General features: G+C 72.8%; 10 protein-coding genes. 6 read left to right on the top strand and 4 right to left on the bottom strand.

Annotated features, from left to right (window positions below):
• Positions 1 to 15: 15 nt before the first annotated feature.
• From F0L68_RS23430 to F0L68_RS23415, 4 genes are all read left to right on the top strand, one after another.
• Positions 16 to 336, top strand: a complete 321-nt coding sequence (locus F0L68_RS23430; protein ID WP_149851789.1) for a hypothetical protein — start codon at positions 16 to 18, stop codon at positions 334 to 336.
• A gap of 20 nt (positions 337 to 356) precedes the next feature.
• Positions 357 to 692 carry an RNA polymerase-binding protein RbpA gene (locus F0L68_RS23425; protein WP_149851788.1) on the top strand — a complete coding sequence of 112 codons (336 nt, stop codon included), beginning with the start codon at positions 357 to 359 and terminating at the stop codon, positions 690 to 692.
• Between the two features lie 131 nt (positions 693 to 823).
• A complete protein-coding gene (locus F0L68_RS23420) occupies positions 824 to 3877 on the top strand; it encodes an AfsR/SARP family transcriptional regulator (protein WP_149851787.1) in 3054 nt (1017 codons plus the stop codon).
• Between the two features lie 195 nt (positions 3878 to 4072).
• Positions 4073 to 7051 (top strand): ATP-binding protein, encoded by a 2979-nt coding sequence (locus F0L68_RS23415; protein ID WP_188316760.1) that lies wholly within the window; start codon positions 4073 to 4075, stop codon positions 7049 to 7051.
• A gap of 12 nt (positions 7052 to 7063) precedes the next feature.
• Here F0L68_RS23415 and F0L68_RS23410 read toward each other — a convergent pair whose 3' ends face one another.
• Complete coding sequence (locus F0L68_RS23410) at positions 7064 to 7813, bottom strand: DUF5753 domain-containing protein (protein ID WP_149851784.1); 750 nt, start codon at positions 7811 to 7813, stop codon at positions 7064 to 7066.
• Positions 7814 to 7993: 180 nt separating this feature from the next.
• On the bottom strand, positions 7994 to 9334 hold the full coding sequence (locus F0L68_RS23405; RefSeq protein ID WP_188316759.1) for a M14 family zinc carboxypeptidase: 1341 nt from the start codon (positions 9332 to 9334) through the stop codon (positions 7994 to 7996).
• Positions 9335 to 9508: 174 nt separating this feature from the next.
• On the opposite strand from F0L68_RS23405, the gene F0L68_RS23400 reads away from it, so the two are divergent.
• Positions 9509 to 10636, top strand: coding sequence for a GNAT family N-acetyltransferase (locus F0L68_RS23400; protein WP_188316758.1), 1128 nt, complete (start codon positions 9509 to 9511; stop codon positions 10634 to 10636).
• A gap of 222 nt (positions 10637 to 10858) precedes the next feature.
• A complete protein-coding gene (locus F0L68_RS23395) occupies positions 10859 to 11890 on the top strand; it encodes a LacI family DNA-binding transcriptional regulator (RefSeq protein ID WP_149851783.1) in 1032 nt (343 codons plus the stop codon).
• Positions 11891 to 12193: 303 nt separating this feature from the next.
• Here the strand turns inward: F0L68_RS23395 and F0L68_RS23390 are convergent, their stop codons facing one another.
• Both F0L68_RS23390 and F0L68_RS23385 read right to left on the bottom strand, forming a co-directional pair.
• A complete protein-coding gene (locus tag F0L68_RS23390) occupies positions 12194 to 14758 on the bottom strand; it encodes an ABC transporter permease (RefSeq protein ID WP_149851782.1) in 2565 nt (854 codons plus the stop codon).
• On the bottom strand, positions 14758 to 15513 hold the full coding sequence (locus F0L68_RS23385; protein ID WP_149851780.1) for an ABC transporter ATP-binding protein: 756 nt from the start codon (positions 15511 to 15513) through the stop codon (positions 14758 to 14760). Before F0L68_RS23385 ends, F0L68_RS23390 begins: the two co-directional genes overlap by 1 nt.
• Positions 15514 to 15634: the final 121 nt, after the last annotated feature.

Genomic DNA, 15634 nt, shown 5'->3' with positions numbered 1-15634 from the left:
CTCATCGGAGCGGAAATGCCGAACATGCTGGTCCACAACGAGAGCGACCGAACCGTGCAGGCTCACCTGCACCGGCTGTCCAGGATCGTCCAGCAGGGGGGCGAGGACGAGTCCGCCAAGGCCGCGCGCGCGGAACTGCCCGGTTTCATCAGCGCGGTCAACGCCTGCCTCGAGCGGCACTCGCCCGACAGCAACGGCAACTGCGTCAGCTGCACGAAGGGGCCGTGGTGGCGGCGCAGGCGAGTGCCCTGCCGAATGCTCATCGCCATCCACGCCGCGATGTTCGAGATCGACACGGCGCAGCACCGCCATTCGCTGGCGGAAACCGGCCGCTGAACACCTGGGGGAACACGACCATGTCCCAATCAACTCTCCGCGGCAGCCGGCTCGGTGCCGTCTCCCGCGAGCGCGTCGACGTCCAGTCCGCGCCGCGCCAACTAGTCCGTTTTGTTTGCCCGAAGGGGCACGACTTCGAGGTGCCGTTCGCCGAGGACGCCGAACTGCCCGACCTGTGGGCATGCCGGCAGCACAGCGTCGACGCGCCGCGCGTCGGCATCGAACCCGTCGCAGCGCACGGCCGCGTCCGCACGCACTGGGACATGCTGCGCGAGCGCCGCTCCATCGCCGAACTGGAGGAGTTGTTGGTGGAGCGCCTCTACGAGCTGACCGTCGAACGGCGGCAGTCCGCCTAGCCCGAACGCCACAGCCCCGACGACACCCGAGGTCCAGCCCACACTCCGGCCCCACCCCAGCTGGCTACAGTGCTTGGTGCGGGCCGGTTCGACCGGCCCTTGGGGGTACCTGGTACGCCAGGGGGGCGATCGTGGAGTTTCGGATTCTGGGGCCGGTCGAGGCGGTGGGGCAGGGCGGGGCGGTCCCGCTGCGCGGCTCGAAGCAGACCATGTTGCTGGCCGCGCTGCTCGTCCAGCCGGGCCGGGTCGTCTCCGTCGAGCAGCTCGCCGACGCGGTGTGGGGCGAGGACCAGCCGGTGACCGTCGGCGCCGCGTTGCAGACGTGCGTGTTCCGGTTGCGCCGCGCCCTGGACGCGGCCGAACCCGACGGCGGCAACCGCATCACCAACCGGCAGGGCGGCTACGAGCTGCGCGCCGACCCGGACGAACTGGACGTCGCGGCCTTCCGCCACCAGGTGACCAGGGCCCGCGTCGCGCTGACGCACCGGGCGCCCGTCGACGCGGCCGACGCGCTGCGTGGCGCGCTCGCGCTGTGGCGGGGGCCGGCGCTGGCCGGCATCGACAGCAGGACGCTGCGCGCGCACGCCGCCATCCTCGACGAGGAACGCCTTGCCGCGGTTGAACAACACCTCGGGGTGCGGCTCGTGCTCGGCCAGCACGCCGACCTGGTGCCCGAGCTGACCACGCTCGTCGACACGCACCCGACGCGGGAACGCCTGCACACCCACCTGATGCTCGCGCTGTACCGGGCCGGCCGGCAGGCTGACGCCCTGCACGCGTACCAGCGGGCCAGACGCGTGCTCGCCGAGGAGCTCGGCATCCGGCCCGGCCAGGAGCTTCGCGAGCTGCACCAACGGATCCTCCAGGGCGACCCCGAACTCGTCACGCCGCCGACTGGAGTCGCGCAGGCCCAGCCCGTCCGCCGCAACGACCTGCCCGGCGACATCGCGGACTTCACCGGGCGCGCGGTCGAGGTGCGCAGGCTGCTGGACACGTTGCCGGACAACGACGACGGCGGGGCGGTCGCGATCGCCACCATCGACGGCATGGCCGGCATCGGCAAGACCGCGCTCGCCGTGCACGTGGCGCACAAGCTCGCCGACCGCTACCCCGACGCCCAGCTGTTCGTCGACCTGCACGCGCACACCGACGGCCACCAGCCAACCGATCCCGCCGCCGCGCTGGACGCGTTGCTGCGCGCGCTCGGCGTGCCTGGCGACAAGATTCCCGCCGAGCTGGACCAGCGTTCCGCGCTGTGGCGGGCGGAACTGGCCAACCGCAGGGTGGTGATCGTGCTGGACAACGCGGCCAGCGCCGCGCACGTCCGACCGTTGCTGCCCGGCGCGTCCGGCTGCCTGGTGCTGGTGACCAGCCGGCGCCAGCTGGCCGCGCTGGAGGCCGCGCACACGCTGTCCCTCGACGTGCTGCCGGCGCGGGACGCGGCGCGGCTGTTCGCCCGCGTGCTCGGCGACGACCGCGCCGAGGCCGACTCCGCCAAGGCCGACCTGGCCGTCGCCGAGATCGTCGAGCTGTGTGGCTACCTGCCGTTGGCGATCCGCATCGCGGCCGCGCGGCTGCGCACCCGGCCGACCTGGGCCGCCGCGCACCTCGCCGAGCGGCTGCGCGAGGGGCAGCGCCGCCTCGCCGAGCTGGCCGCTGGCGACCGCAGCGTCGCCGCCGCCTTCGCGTTGTCCTACCAGCACCTCACGCCCGCGCAGCAGCACCTGTTCCGCATGCTCGGCCTGCAGCCCGGCCCCGACGTGGACGCCTACGCCGCCGCCGCGCTGACCGACCGGCCGCTGGAGGAGGCGGAGCGGCTGCTGGAGGACCTCGTCGACGTGCACCTGATCGGGCAGCGCAGCACGGACCGGTACCAGCAGCACGACCTGCTGCGCTGGCACGCGCACACGATCGCCAGGGACACCGAGTCCGAGGCGGCGCGGCGGGCGGCCGTCGACCGGGTCCTCGACTACTACCTGCACACCGCCAACCTCGCCGACGGTCACCTGGTGCCGCGCGGCCGGCCGCTCACCGCCGAGCTGACGCATCCGCCCGCGTACGCGCCGCGCCTGCGCGACCAGGCCGACGCGTTGGCGTGGTGCGAGGCCGAGCACGCCAACCTGATCGCGGCGGTCGCCTACTCGGCCGAGATCGGCTCGCACCGGCACACCTGGCAGCTGCCGCAGAACCTGTGGCGCTTCTTCTACATGCGCGGCTACACCCTGGACTGGATCACCACGCACCAGCACGGCCTGCGCGCCGCCCGCCGCCTCGGCGACCGCTGGGCTGAGGCGGAGACGCTGCGCAGCTTCTCCGTCGTGTACTGGCACGCCGGCCGGTTCGAGGAGGCGCTGGACCACGGGCGGCAGGCCGTCGCGAGGTACCGCGAGATCGGCGACGCGTGGGGCGAGGGCATCGCGAGAACCAACTTCGGCGTCGTGTGCGACTACCTCGGCCGCTACGCGGACGCCGCCGAACACCACGGCGCGGCCCTCGCGCTGCTCCGTGGCATCGGCAACGCGTGGGGCGAGGGACTGGCGTTGACCCTGCTCGGCAGCGTGCTCAGCCAGCTCGGCCGGCTCGCCGAGGCGCTCGCGCACGAGGAACGCGCGCTGGCCCTGTACCGCAGGATCGGCAGCGAGTGGGGCCAGTCGGTGGCGCTGACCTATCTCGGCGTGGTGTGCGGCCAGCTCGGCCGGTACGAGGACGCGCTGGAGCACTCCCGCGCCGCGGTCGTGCTGAGCCGCCGGGTCGGCGACCGGCGGGGCGAGGCCGTGATGCTCGCCAACCTCGGCGTCGCCTACGGCAGGCTCGGCCGCTACGACGAGGCGTTGGCCCACCAGCAGCAGGCCCTCGAACTCAACCGGCGGGTCGGCGTGCGCCGGGACGAGAACCGGATGCTCAACGACCTCGGCGAGGTGCTGTCGGCGATGGGCCGGCCGGCCAACGCGCTGCCCCAGCACGAGCTGGCGCTGGCCCGCGCCGTCGAGGTGAACGACCGCGTGCAGGAGGCCAGGGCGCACCGCGCGATCGCGAAGTTGCTGCGCGACAGCGATTTCGACGCGGCTCGGGAGCACGCGCGGCGGGCCGAGGCCATCCGCGCCGAGCTGGGTTTTCCGTGTCAGGAAGGGACCCTGCACGACGTTGGGTGTCACGAAGGCACCCTGCAAGGCATGTCGCGCTGAGCGCGGCAGGGCCTCGCGGGCCCGGTGTGGCTGCGGGGCCGCGTTCGTGACATCGGGTGCCGCGCGGGCGTCCTGCACAGCATGTCGCGCTGAGCGCGACGGGGCCTCGCGGGCCCGGTGTGGCTACAGTGCTGTGCCAGCAGGGCGGGCATCGCATGCCCGCTATGGCCGCACGGGGTGTGGCAGGGGGGCGCGTTGCGCTTTCGAGTACTCGGGCCGGTGACGGTCGACGGGCCGGCCGGACCGGTGCGGATTCCCGGTGCGAAGCAGCTCACCGTGCTGGCGCTGTTGCTGCTGCACGCCAACCGGGTCGTCCCGGTCGAGCGGTTGGCGGCCGCGATGGGCGGCGACGAGCGGCCGGCCACCGTCGCCGCGCTCCAGACGTGCGTGTTCCGACTGCGGCGGGTGCTCGCCGACGCGGAACCCGGCGACAGGGCCAGGATCGCCACCTACCCCACCGGCTACGAGCTGCGCGTCGACGAGGGCGAGCTGGACCTCGCGGTGTTCCGCGACCTGGTCGCGCGGGCCACCGCCGCGCCGCCGACGCAGGCCATCGGGCTGCTCGCGGACGCGCTCCGGCTGTGGGCCGGCCCCGCGCTGGACGGGCTGGCGGGGCGGCAGCTCGCCCAGCACGCGGCCGCGCTCGCCGAGGAACGCCTTGCCACGCGGGAACTGCACGCCAGGGTCCGGCTCGCACTCGGCCAGCACGCCGAGCTGATTCCCGAGTTGACCGAGCTCATCGCGGACAACCCGCTGCGCGAACGGCCGCACGGTCTGCTGATGCTCGCGCTGCACCGCGCGGGCCGCAGGGCCGACGCGGTGCGCGCGTTCGACGACGCGCGGGAGATCCTCGTCGAGCAGCTCGGCATCGACCCCGGCCCTGAGCTTCAGGGGCTGCGCCAACAGATCCTGCGCGACGAGACCGCGCCCGCCGCGCCGCGCGCCGCGCGCAACGACCTGCCCGGCGACATCACCGACTTCACCGGGCGGGACGACGAGCTGCGCAGGCTGCTCGCCACGCTGCCCCGCGCGGACGCGGACGCCGGCACGGCCGTGCTGATCAGCGCGATCGACGGCATGGCCGGCATCGGCAAGACCACCCTCGCGGTGCACGCGGCGCACCGGCTCGCCGACCGCTACCCCGACGCGCAGCTGTTCATCGACCTGCACGCGCACACCGAAGGTCGCGCGCCGACGACGCCGGCCGCCGCGCTGGACACACTGCTGCGCGCGGTCGGCGTGCCCGGCGAGAAGGTGCCGGAGACGCTGGAGGCGCGCGCCGCGCTGTGGCGCGCCGAGCTGGCCGACCGCAGGGCCGTCATCGTGCTGGACAACGCCGCGACCGCCGCCCAGGTGCGGCCGCTGCTGCCCGGCGCGTCGGGCTGCCTCGCGCTGGTGACCAGCCGCCGCCAGCTCGCCGACCTCGACGCGGCGCGCACCCTGTCCGTCGACGTGCTGCCGCACGAGGACGCGGTGGCGCTGTTCGCCCGCGTCGCCGGCGAGGAGCAGGTCACCAGGGAGCCGGACGCGGTGCGCGAACTGGTGCTGCTGTGCGGATATCTGCCGCTGGCGATCCGGATCGCCGCGGCCCGGCTGCGCACCCGGCCCGCGTGGACGGCCTCGCACCTGGCCGAGCGGCTGCGCGCGGGGCAGCGGCGGCTGGCCGAGCTGGCCTCCGGCGACCGCAGCGTCGCCGCCGCGTTCGCGTTGTCCTACCAGGACCTCACGCCGGCACAGCAGCGCCTGTTCCGGCTCCTCGGCCTGCATCCCGGCCCGGACGTGGACCGTTACGCCGCCGCCGCGCTGACCGGCCGGCCGCTCGACGAGGTCGAGCAGCTGCTGGAGGACCTGGTCGACGTGCACCTGATCGGCCAGCCGGTGCCCGGCAGGTACCGGTTCCACGACCTGCTCCGCCAGCACGCGCACAGCACCGCGCGGGACACCGAGTCCGACGCGGACCGCCGCGCGGCCGTCACCCGGCTGCTCGACTACTACCTGCACACCGCGCACCGCGCCGACGGTCACCTCGTGCCGGCGCTGCGCCGGTTCGAGGTCGAGCTGAGCGATCCGCCGGAGCACACGCCGACGTTCGCCGGCCCCAGCGAGGCGCTGGCGTGGTGCGGGGCCGAGCACGCGAACCTGGTGGCGGCGATCTTCCACGCCGAGGAGACCGACCGGCCGCGCATCCTGTGCCAGCTGCCGATCGCGCTGTGGCGGTACTTCCTGACCCGCGGCTACACGCACGACTGGATCAGCACGCACCAGTTGGCGCTGGCCGCGGCCCGGCGGGTCGGCGACCCGCAGACCGAGGCGCGGGCGTTGCAGAGTCTGGCCAACGTGTACTGGCACGCGGGCCGCTACGACGAGTCGATCGAGTGCCACACCGGCGCCGCGCTGCGGTACGGGCAGATCGGCGACCACTGGGGCGAGGCGCTGACGTTGACGATGCACGCCAGGGTCTGCGACCAGCTGGGCCGCTACCAGGAGGCGGTCGAGCGGCACACCAGGGCGCTGACCCTGTTCCGGCTCGTCGGCGGCCGGTCGGGGGAACTCCTCGCGCTGACGATGCTCGGCAGCGTGTGCGACCAGTTGGGGCGGTTCGAGGAGGCGTTCGACCACCAGAGCAGGGCGCTCGCGATCGCGGAGGAGCTCGGCGACCAGTGGTCCCGGTCGATCGCGCTGACCTACTTCGGCACGCTGCACAGCAGGACCGGCCGCCACGAGGACGCGCTGCGGTGCTGCGCCGAGGCGGTCGCGCTGTGCCGGCGGTTCGGCGACCGGCGCAGCGAGGCCGTGCTGCTGACGAACCTCGGCGCGGCCAACCGGTTGGCCGGCCGCCCTGGGCAGGCGCTCGACCATCAGCAGCAGGCGCTGGCGCTGGCCAGGCAGATCGGCCTGCACCGGGTGGAGAGCAGGATTCTCAACGAGTTGGGCCTGGTGCACCGCGCGCTCGGCAGGCTCGACCTGGCCCGCGCGGACCACGAGCAGGCGCTGGCCGCCGCCGCGCGCACCAGGGATCCGATGCAGCAGGCCCGCGCGCACGACGGCATCGCGCACGCGGTGCGGCACACCGAACCCGACGTGGCGCGGGAGCACTGGACGCTCGCCCTGGCCGGCTTCGTCGAACTCGGCGTGCCGGAGGCGGCCGAGGTGCGCGAAGTCCTTGGCGGCTAACGCGATCCCGGCTTAAGAACTCCCCCGTTTCGCGAGCAGCGCCGCGATCCACTCCACCGACTCGGCCGGGCTGAGCGCCAGGGCCTCGATCCTGGCGAACGTTCGCCTGATCCGTGCCACGGCGCCCACACGGTCGGTGTCGAGCGAGCCGACCACGTGGCCGATGTAGAGCACGTCGGGATCCTGCGGCTCGGGGAAGCCAAACAGGGTGAACGCGCCCTTGGTGCCGACGTGCAGGCCGACGGTGTCCGGCACGATCTGCACGGTCACGTTCGGCAGCTCGGCCATCGTCAGGACGTGCCGCAACTGGCCGGCCGCCAACGCCTCCGGCAGCCGCGCGCTCAGCACCGACTCGTCGATGATCGCGTGGCACCGCAACGGATGCGCGCCGGTCAGCCGACGCCGGCGGAGCACCTGCACCTCGACCTCGTTGTCGACCTGTTCCGGCGTGCGGGGCACGCAGGACCCCGCGAGGCGGGCGCGCACGTACTCCTCGGTCCGGAGCAGCGGAGGCAGCTGCGCGAGCTGCCACTCGGTGACCGTGCACGCCTCGTCCTCGAGACCGAGGTAGCGCTGCTGCTCGACGTCGTAGGGCGACCACCAGCCCTCGACCTTCGCGTTCTCCGGCCTGGACACCCAGAACTGCCGGCCGCCGCGCCGGATTGCCGCGTCGGCGTGGTCGAGCCCGGCCCGCTGCCGGAGGCAGGCCAGCTCCCGGCCGAACCGAAGCTCGCGAAAGGTGTGCTCGGGCTTCTTGGGCATCGCGGCCTCTCCGTTTCACCGACGGTGTTCACCTGATGCCACACCGTATAGCGCCGTGAGAGGCCGTGCCCGTTGCGCGGCAGGCGAATAACGCCAGCGCCAAGGAATAACTGTGCGCCAACCGAATAGCACCAATGCGGGCCGGCGACGGGCGACGCCGCCGGCCCGCATCGGGGTCGACTACGGGCGATACGGCGCCGCGGCGGCCTTCGCCGCGACGACGAACGCGCCCTTGTTCTTGGGCCAGAACAGGCTGTCCACGCACGAGTACTTCGGGAAGAAGCCCCCGCAGGACCCGCTGGAACCGCCGACCTCGAACGTCACGCTCGCCACGCCGAGGTGCCCGTAGGTGAAGTCGTCGGTGGTGCCGGTGGTCTTGTAGCCGACCGTGCCGCCGTTCGTGTCGACCACGTATCCGTTGTACGCGGCCATCTTGTTGCCCCACGCGCGGAGCGCCGCGTCGTTCGGCGACGGGTTCTCGGTCCAGCCCCACGGCACGATGATGTCGTTTCCGTAGCTGTGCAGGGTGATCATCGTGCCGCGCGCGGTCACCGGGGCCGGATCGTTGTCGCCCTGTCCGCGCTGCACCGGGTACAGCTGGTCGAACATGTGTTCCAGCGCAACGGTTTCCGGCTCGGACGTCGCCCTCGGACCTTGGAAGGTCTCGTCGCAGGCCGCGTTGGAGTCGCCGCCCCAGTGGAAGCTGGAGTTGCGGTTCAGGTCGATGCCGTTGTTCGGCGTGCCGCAGGACCCGTAGGTCGTGTCGGCGTTCTTCCGTTGCAGCAGCGGACGGTTCCCGCCGGAGGCCACGATGTCCACGCCGTCCGGGTTGGCGATCGGCACCACCCACACCTCGGTGCTGTCCAGGATGCTGGTCGCATCCGCGTCCTTGCCGTACCCGTTGACCAGGTAGTCGATCCAGCGCCAGGCCAGCTCGCCGGTGGAGATCTCCCGCGCGTGGATCTGGGCCATCAGCGTGAAGCGCGGCTTCGTCGAGTTGGGGTTCAGCGCGCAGTCGCCCGCCTTCTTCTTGGTGAGGCAGATGGCGTCGACGTCGTGCCCGCCCCTGCCCTTGGTCTTGAGCCAGGAGTCGCCGACGTCGTAGGTGGTCGCCAGGTCCGGGTGTGCGGCGGCGACCTGGGTGAGGTGCGCCTCCTGCGCGGCGACCGTGCGGTAGCCGCCGTAGAAGGTGCCGGCGGCGGCCTGCGGCTCGGCGGCGCGCGGCGCGTCCTTGTACACGGTGTCGAACCGGGTCGGCCGGTAGCCGAGCGCGCGGAGGCGGTCGGCGACGGTCCCGTCGCCGACCACGAACGCGGCGCCGTCGGCGGGCTCTGCCACGTCGAAGCCGGCGCGGTCCAGCGCGGCGATCTGGGCGCCGGAGGAGACCGGCACGCGCCACAGCACCGGGTCGCCGCCTGCGGGCTGGGTGGCGGCCCCCGCTCCGGCGGCGGCGCCGAGCAGCAGGCCGGGCAGGACGAGGACGGCGGCGAGTACGGAACGAAGCAGGGGTCGTTTCGGCACGGCAACACCTCTCGGACGAGGGCAGGGAGTGCACGTTCAGTGTGCAGTCCGACGCGGACTGTGACACCGGCCGATTGTCTGGTTCACGCGTCTGTGCCATCCCGCCGGCAAGCCTCACCCGGCGGAAACAGCGGCGTCCCCGTTCGGCAACACCGGGCGGGCAGCCTTGCCGGCATGGACACCACCTGGCAGACCGGCTCGGCACCGCTCACCTGGCGGCTCCGTATCGAGCTCGACGACAGTCCGGGCGCGCTCGCCAGGATCACCATCCGGCTGGCCGAGCAGCACTGCAACGTGCTGGCCCTGTCGGTGCTGCCGGTGCCAGGCGGCGTGATCGACGAACTCGTGGTGCGGGCCGGGGAGGGCCTGCTGCCGGCCGACCTGATCGAGGCGATTCGCGCCGAGGGCGGCCGCTGCGTCGGCATCACCAGGGCGGACGTGCGCGACCTCGTGGACGCGCCGACGGCGGCCCTGCGCGCGGCCGGGCAGGCGATGCGCGCGCCGGCGGAGGCTGCGGAGGCGCTGCGGACCGTGCTGGCCGCCGACTCGGTCGTGCCGCATCCCGCCGAGGACGGCGAGCCCGACGACGACCACCAGGCGGTGCTCACCGGCCGCAACGGCCTCCGGGTGCTGGCCAGGCGCGGCTGGGCGCCGTTCACCCAGCTCGAGCTCGCCAGGGCGGGCGCGCTGCTCGACCTGCTGTACGCCGCCGACGCGCCGCCGGTCGCCGCCTCGGCGCTGCTCAGCACCGACGGCATGGCGCTGGTGCTGCGGCCGGCCGGTCCCGCCGACGAGGAGGCCGTGGCCGGGCTGCACTCGCGGTGCTCGATGAGCACGCTGTTCTCCCGGTACCACTCCGGCATGCGCACGCTGCCGCGCCGCTGGCTGCACCGGCTGCTCTGCCCGCCGCGCGGCCGCACCGTGCTGGCGCAGTGCGGCGACCAGGTCGTGGCGATGGGTCAGTTGATCCACACCGGCACCGCGGAGACGGCGGAGGTCTCCCTGCTGGTCGAGGACGGCTGGCAGCGCAGGGGCGTCGGCGCGGGCCTGCTCGCGCAGCTGGCCAGCACGGCGCGGGCCGCCGGGTACCGCGAGCTGGTCGCGTGGTGCCTCCCCGCGGAGAACGGACTGGTGCGCGCCGCCGCGCGCGCCGGGCTGCCGACCTCGGTGCGCCGTGAGGACGGCCTGCTGCGGGTCGCGCTGCCGCTGGGCGCCGTCGGGTCAGCCCCGGACTCGACGGCGCCCACCCACTCGCCCGCATCGCTGGGCCGAGCGGCCGCCGGGTTTACACCGGGCGGGTGAACCCGGCCGGCCGACACCGCGATTCATCGGCGTCGGGACCCTCCTCGCACGGATCATCTCGGGCACGGCCGTGTCCGACACCTCGGAACCCTTGCCAGGGACGAGAATTGTCGGAAACGGCGGCCGTGTCCGTCGATCCCGCCCGCCGACACCTCGGCGCGTGGGATGGTCGGACACCGCCGAGGCTGGCTCGGACTCGATCGGCGAGGAAGTGGTGCTCAGGTGGCCGTCCCATCGCGGCAGGGCGCGCGCCCGACCCTGGAGGACGTGGCCGCGCGGGCCGGTGTGTCGCGGGCGACCGCGTCCAGGGTGCTCAACTCGTCCCCGAGGGTCAGCGCGGCGGCGCAGGACGCGGTGAACTCCGCCATGCACGACCTCGGCTACCAGCCGAACCTGGCGGCCAGGACGCTGGTCACCCGCCGCACCGACGCGGTCGCGGTGGTGTTCTCCGAGCCGGAGCCCAAGATCTTCGACGACCCGCACTTCTCCAGGCTGATCAGGGCGGGGGCCAGGGCGCTCGCCGAGGCGAACGCGCAGATGGTGTTGATGCTCGTGCACTCGCCGGAGGACCAGGCGAGGGCGCAGCGGTTCCTGGCGGGCGGGCACGTGGACGGCGCGCTCGTGTTCGCCCCGCACCAGGGCGACCAGCTCAGCGCCGTGGCGCGGAAGCTGGCGCTGCCGGTGGTCTTCGGCGGCAGGCCGTGGGGTTCGCTGCGCGGGCTGCACCTGGTGGACAACGACAACGAGGGCGGCGGCCGGGCTGCGACGGCGCACCTGCTCGGGCTGGGTCGGCGCGTGGTTGCCAGCGTGACGGGGCCGGCCGACGAGCTGTCCGCGACCGACCGGCTGGCCGGGTGGCGGGCCGCGACCGGGGCGGACGACGCTCGCACCGCGCGGCTGACCGAGAACGGCGGGTACACCAGGGAGGGCGGCGCGCGGGCGATGACCGAGCTGCTGGCCAGGGCGCCCGAGCTGGACGCCGTGTTCGCGGCGAGCGACCTGATGGCCGTCGGCGCGCTGGACGCGCTGCGCAGGGCCGGCCGCAGGGTGCCCGAGGACGTCGCGGTGGTGGGCTTCGACGACCATCCGATGATCGCCCCGCACACTGATCCGCCGCTGTCCAGCATCCGCCAGGACGCGGAGAACCAGGTGCGGCACATGATCAGGCAGGTGCTGTCGCTGCGCGACGGCGAGCCGGTGCGCGCCAAGCGCGAGGTGCTGCCCACGGTGTTGGTGCGCCGAGCCTCGTCCTGACGCAACACCCCGGAAACGACACGGTGGGCCCTCGACGCGCGCCTTCCCAGCGCTCCGCGAGCCCACCATGCCAACGTCAGGTCGGCCCGGCCCTCGCTCGGGCCGACCAGTACTCAGATAGAGGGCGTACGGCGCGTTCTGTGACGGCTGAAGCGAAAAGTGACGTACGCAACAGCGTTCATTCCGCCGACCGGCCGGGTCACCATCCTGCTCCCCGAGCGGGCGCACCGCACGACGACGCGGTCCGCCTCTCCCTCGATCGAGAGGCGGACCGCGCCCAAGGCGTGTCTCGCGGGAAGCGAGCTACGCCTCCGCCATCCCCGCCACCACCGAGGTGCGGGCGGCCCGTCGCGCCGGCAGGGCCGCGGCCAGCACCGCCGCGATCACCGCCGCCACCAGCAGCACGCCGATCTGCCCGACCGGCACGCTCAGGTCGACCTGCATGGCGGCCGTGGACAGGCTCTTGGTGAGCAGCCAGCCGGAGCCGACGCCGAGGATCAGGCCGAGCACCGCGCCCATCAGGGCCATCAGGATCGACTCGACCACCAGCATCAACCGCAGCTGGCCCCTGGTCAGGCCGAGCGCCCGCAGCAGCGCGGACTCCCTGGTCCGTTCGAGCACCGACAGCGACAGCGTGTTGGCGATGCCGACCAGGGCGATCACCACGGCCAGGCCGATCATCGCCCAGATGAAGGCGAGCACGTTGTTGACCTGGGTGTTGATCTCGTCCTTGGAGTCGGACGGGCTCTCGACCTTGGCGATCGGCGAATCGGCCGTCGCCTGGTCCACCGCCGCCCTGCCCTCGGCGAGGCTCACCCCGGGCTTCACCTTCAGCAGGATGTTGTCGTAGCCCTTGGCCTGCGGGTCGAGCGCGGCGAGCGATTCGGGCGCGATCAGCGCGTTGCCGAGGGACTGCCCCGAGAAGATCGCGACGACCTTGAAGCTCTGCTTCGGACCGGCCGAGGTGCCCTTGCCATTGCTGCCCAGCGCGGCCACCGGCACCGTGTCGCCGACGTGGGCCCCGATCGTCTCGGCGGTCTTCTGGCCCAGCGCCAGCTCACCGGGGCCGAGCTTGTCGAGCCGGCCGCTGGTGAGAGTCGGCCGGACCAGGTCGCCGAGCGAGTTGGCCGGCACCGTGGCGATCTCGCGATAGTCCTCGGTCCCGATCTGGGCGTAGACCGACGTGCTCGCGGCGACCTTCGACAGCGCGCTGACGCCGGCCAGCTTGTCACCGACGCTGGTCGGCAGCTTGTGGTCGTACAGCGCGGAGGTGACCCAGTAGTCCGCGGGGAACTGCTGGTCGAGCTGCTTGGCGACGGTGTCCTTGGCACTGGTGGCCACGACCGTGATCAGGCTGACGATCGTCACACCGATCAGCAGCGCGGCCGTCGTCGCGGCGGTGCGCTTGGGGTTGCGGCCCGCGTTGGCGGCGGCCAGCTTCGCCGGCACCCCGAACAGCGCCCTCGGCACCGCGCCGAGCACCCGGTTGATCGGGCCGACCAGCAGCGGGCCAAGCATGACCACGGCGAGCGTCAGCAGCATCGCACCGGCGCTGGTGATCACCGCGCTGCTGGCGCCGCCGTCCCCCTGCTTCAGGCCGAGCGCGACCGCGGCCCCGCCTACTGCCGCGACGAGCAGCGCGAGCACCATGCGCACCTTGCCGGTGCGGGAGACCTCTTCGCTGCTGTCGGTCTGCGTCCGCAGCGCGGCGATCGGCGCGACCTTGGTGGCCTTGCGGGCCGGCAGCACGGCGGCGAGCACCGTGACGACCGTGCCGACCGCGAACGCGGCGAGGACGGTGCTGAGCGACAGCGGAGTCGTCACGGGGGTGTCGCTGCCGTTGTCGTTCAGTGAGCCGATCCCCAGTTGCAGCAGCGCGGACACGCCGAGCCCGCCGAACAGTCCGATCGTCGACGCGATCAGCCCCATCAGCAGCGCCTCGGCGAGCACGCTGCCGAAGACCTGGCCCCGGCCCGCCCCCACGCAGCGCAGCAGCGCGAGTTCCTTGGTGCGCTGGGCGATCAGGATGGTGAAGGTGTTGTAGATGACCATCGACGCGACGACGAGCGCGATGATGGCGAAGGCGAGCAGGAAGGTGGTGAAGTTCGCGGCGCGCGAGGACACGGCCTTGAGACGTTCGGTGGTCAGGTCGGCGCCGGTGATCACCTTGACCTTCTGGCCCTGCACGGCGGTCTTGATGTGGTCGACCAACTGCTGCTGGCTGACCCCGGGGGCGGCCATGGCGACGATCTCGTGGTAGCCAGCGGAGCCGTCCTGCCCGAGCGAGCGCAACGCCTGCGGCAGCAGCAGTTCGGTGCCGTAGGTGTTCGCGCCCTGCTGGTAGGTGCCGACCAGCGTGAAGCTGTGCTTCTGGTCGTCCTTGCCGAGCACGGTCACCTGCTGCCCGACGGTGAGCTTCGCGTTCGACGCTGCGTGCTTCTCCAGCGCGATCTCGTTGTCCTGCTGCGGGAATCGGCCGTCGACCACGTCGTAGGGGCGCAGCTTTGGCTCGGACTCCAGCGCGATGGCCGACCCGGACTGGGCCTTGCCATTGCTGTTCAGAAAGGGCGCCGACCCGCCGGTGCGACCGTCGGCGGCGGCGACGCCTGGCGCCTTCCGCACCGCGGCGAGCGTGTCCTCGCTGAGCGTCTCCGGCTTGTCGGAGGAGGGTTTTCCGTCGGTCTGCAACGTGACGGAGGCGTCCACGTTCCTGGCGGTCTTGGCGAACCCGTCGTTCATGCTGGCGGTCATCGCGTCGCTGAGCACCAGGGTGCCGGTCACGAACGCGACGCCGAGCGCGATGGCGACCGAGGACAGCACCAGTCGCGCGGTGCGGGCACGCATGCCCGCGAGGATGGTACGCAGCATCACACGTCTCCGAGGTGCTTCAATGCGCTGAGCACGGAGTCGGCGGTCGGGTGCAGGATCTCGCCGGCGAGGTGGCCGTCGGCGAGCAGCACGACGCGGTCGGCGTAGGAGGCGGCGACGGGGTCGTGCGTCACCATGATCACCGTCTGGCCGAGCTTGCGCACCGACATCCGCAGAAAGTCCAGCACCTCGGCGCCGGACCGCGAGTCCAGGTTGCCGGTCGGCTCGTCCGCGAAGACCACGTCGGGCCTGGCGACCAGGGCCCGCGCACACGCCACCCGCTGCTGCTGACCGCCGGACAGCTCGGTCGGCTTGTGCCGCAACCGATCGCGCAGCCCAAGCACGTCGACGATCGTGTCGAACCACTGCTTGTCCGGCTTCCGCCCGGCCAGCTCGAGCCCGAGCAGGATGTTCTGCTCCGCGGTCAGGGTGGGCAGCAGATTGAACGCCTGGAACACGAACCCGACCCGGTCCCGACGAAGCTTGGTCAGCTCCTTGTCGGCGAGCCCGGTGATCTCGGACTGTCCAATGTGGACGGCACCGCCGTCGACGTTGTCCAACCCGGCGAGGCAGTGCATCAGGGTCGACTTGCCTGACCCGGACGGCCCCATGATGGCGGTGAACTCGCCAGCCGCGAAGTTCACGCTCACTCCGGCGAGCGCCCGCACCGCGGTGTCACCCTTACCGTAGATCTTGACCAGATCCCTGGCCGTGACGGCGGTGCGGGTACCGACGTCGGACACCACTGCGGACATGCTCTGCTCCACTTCGTGTGCTGGCGATTGCGAAACCGACACTAGGGAGCGGCCACCCGCGCCTACATCAACTCGCCGGCCAGTTTCCGGTCAGACCGCAGGATGACCCGCCGTGCTCCCG

The sequence above is a fragment of the Solihabitans fulvus genome, assembly GCF_008386585.1.
Taxonomy (GTDB): Bacteria; Actinomycetota; Actinomycetes; order Mycobacteriales; family Pseudonocardiaceae; genus Solihabitans; species Solihabitans fulvus.
The sequence above is the reverse complement of the archived record's forward strand: the minus strand, read 5'-3'. Positions and strand labels throughout refer to the sequence as shown.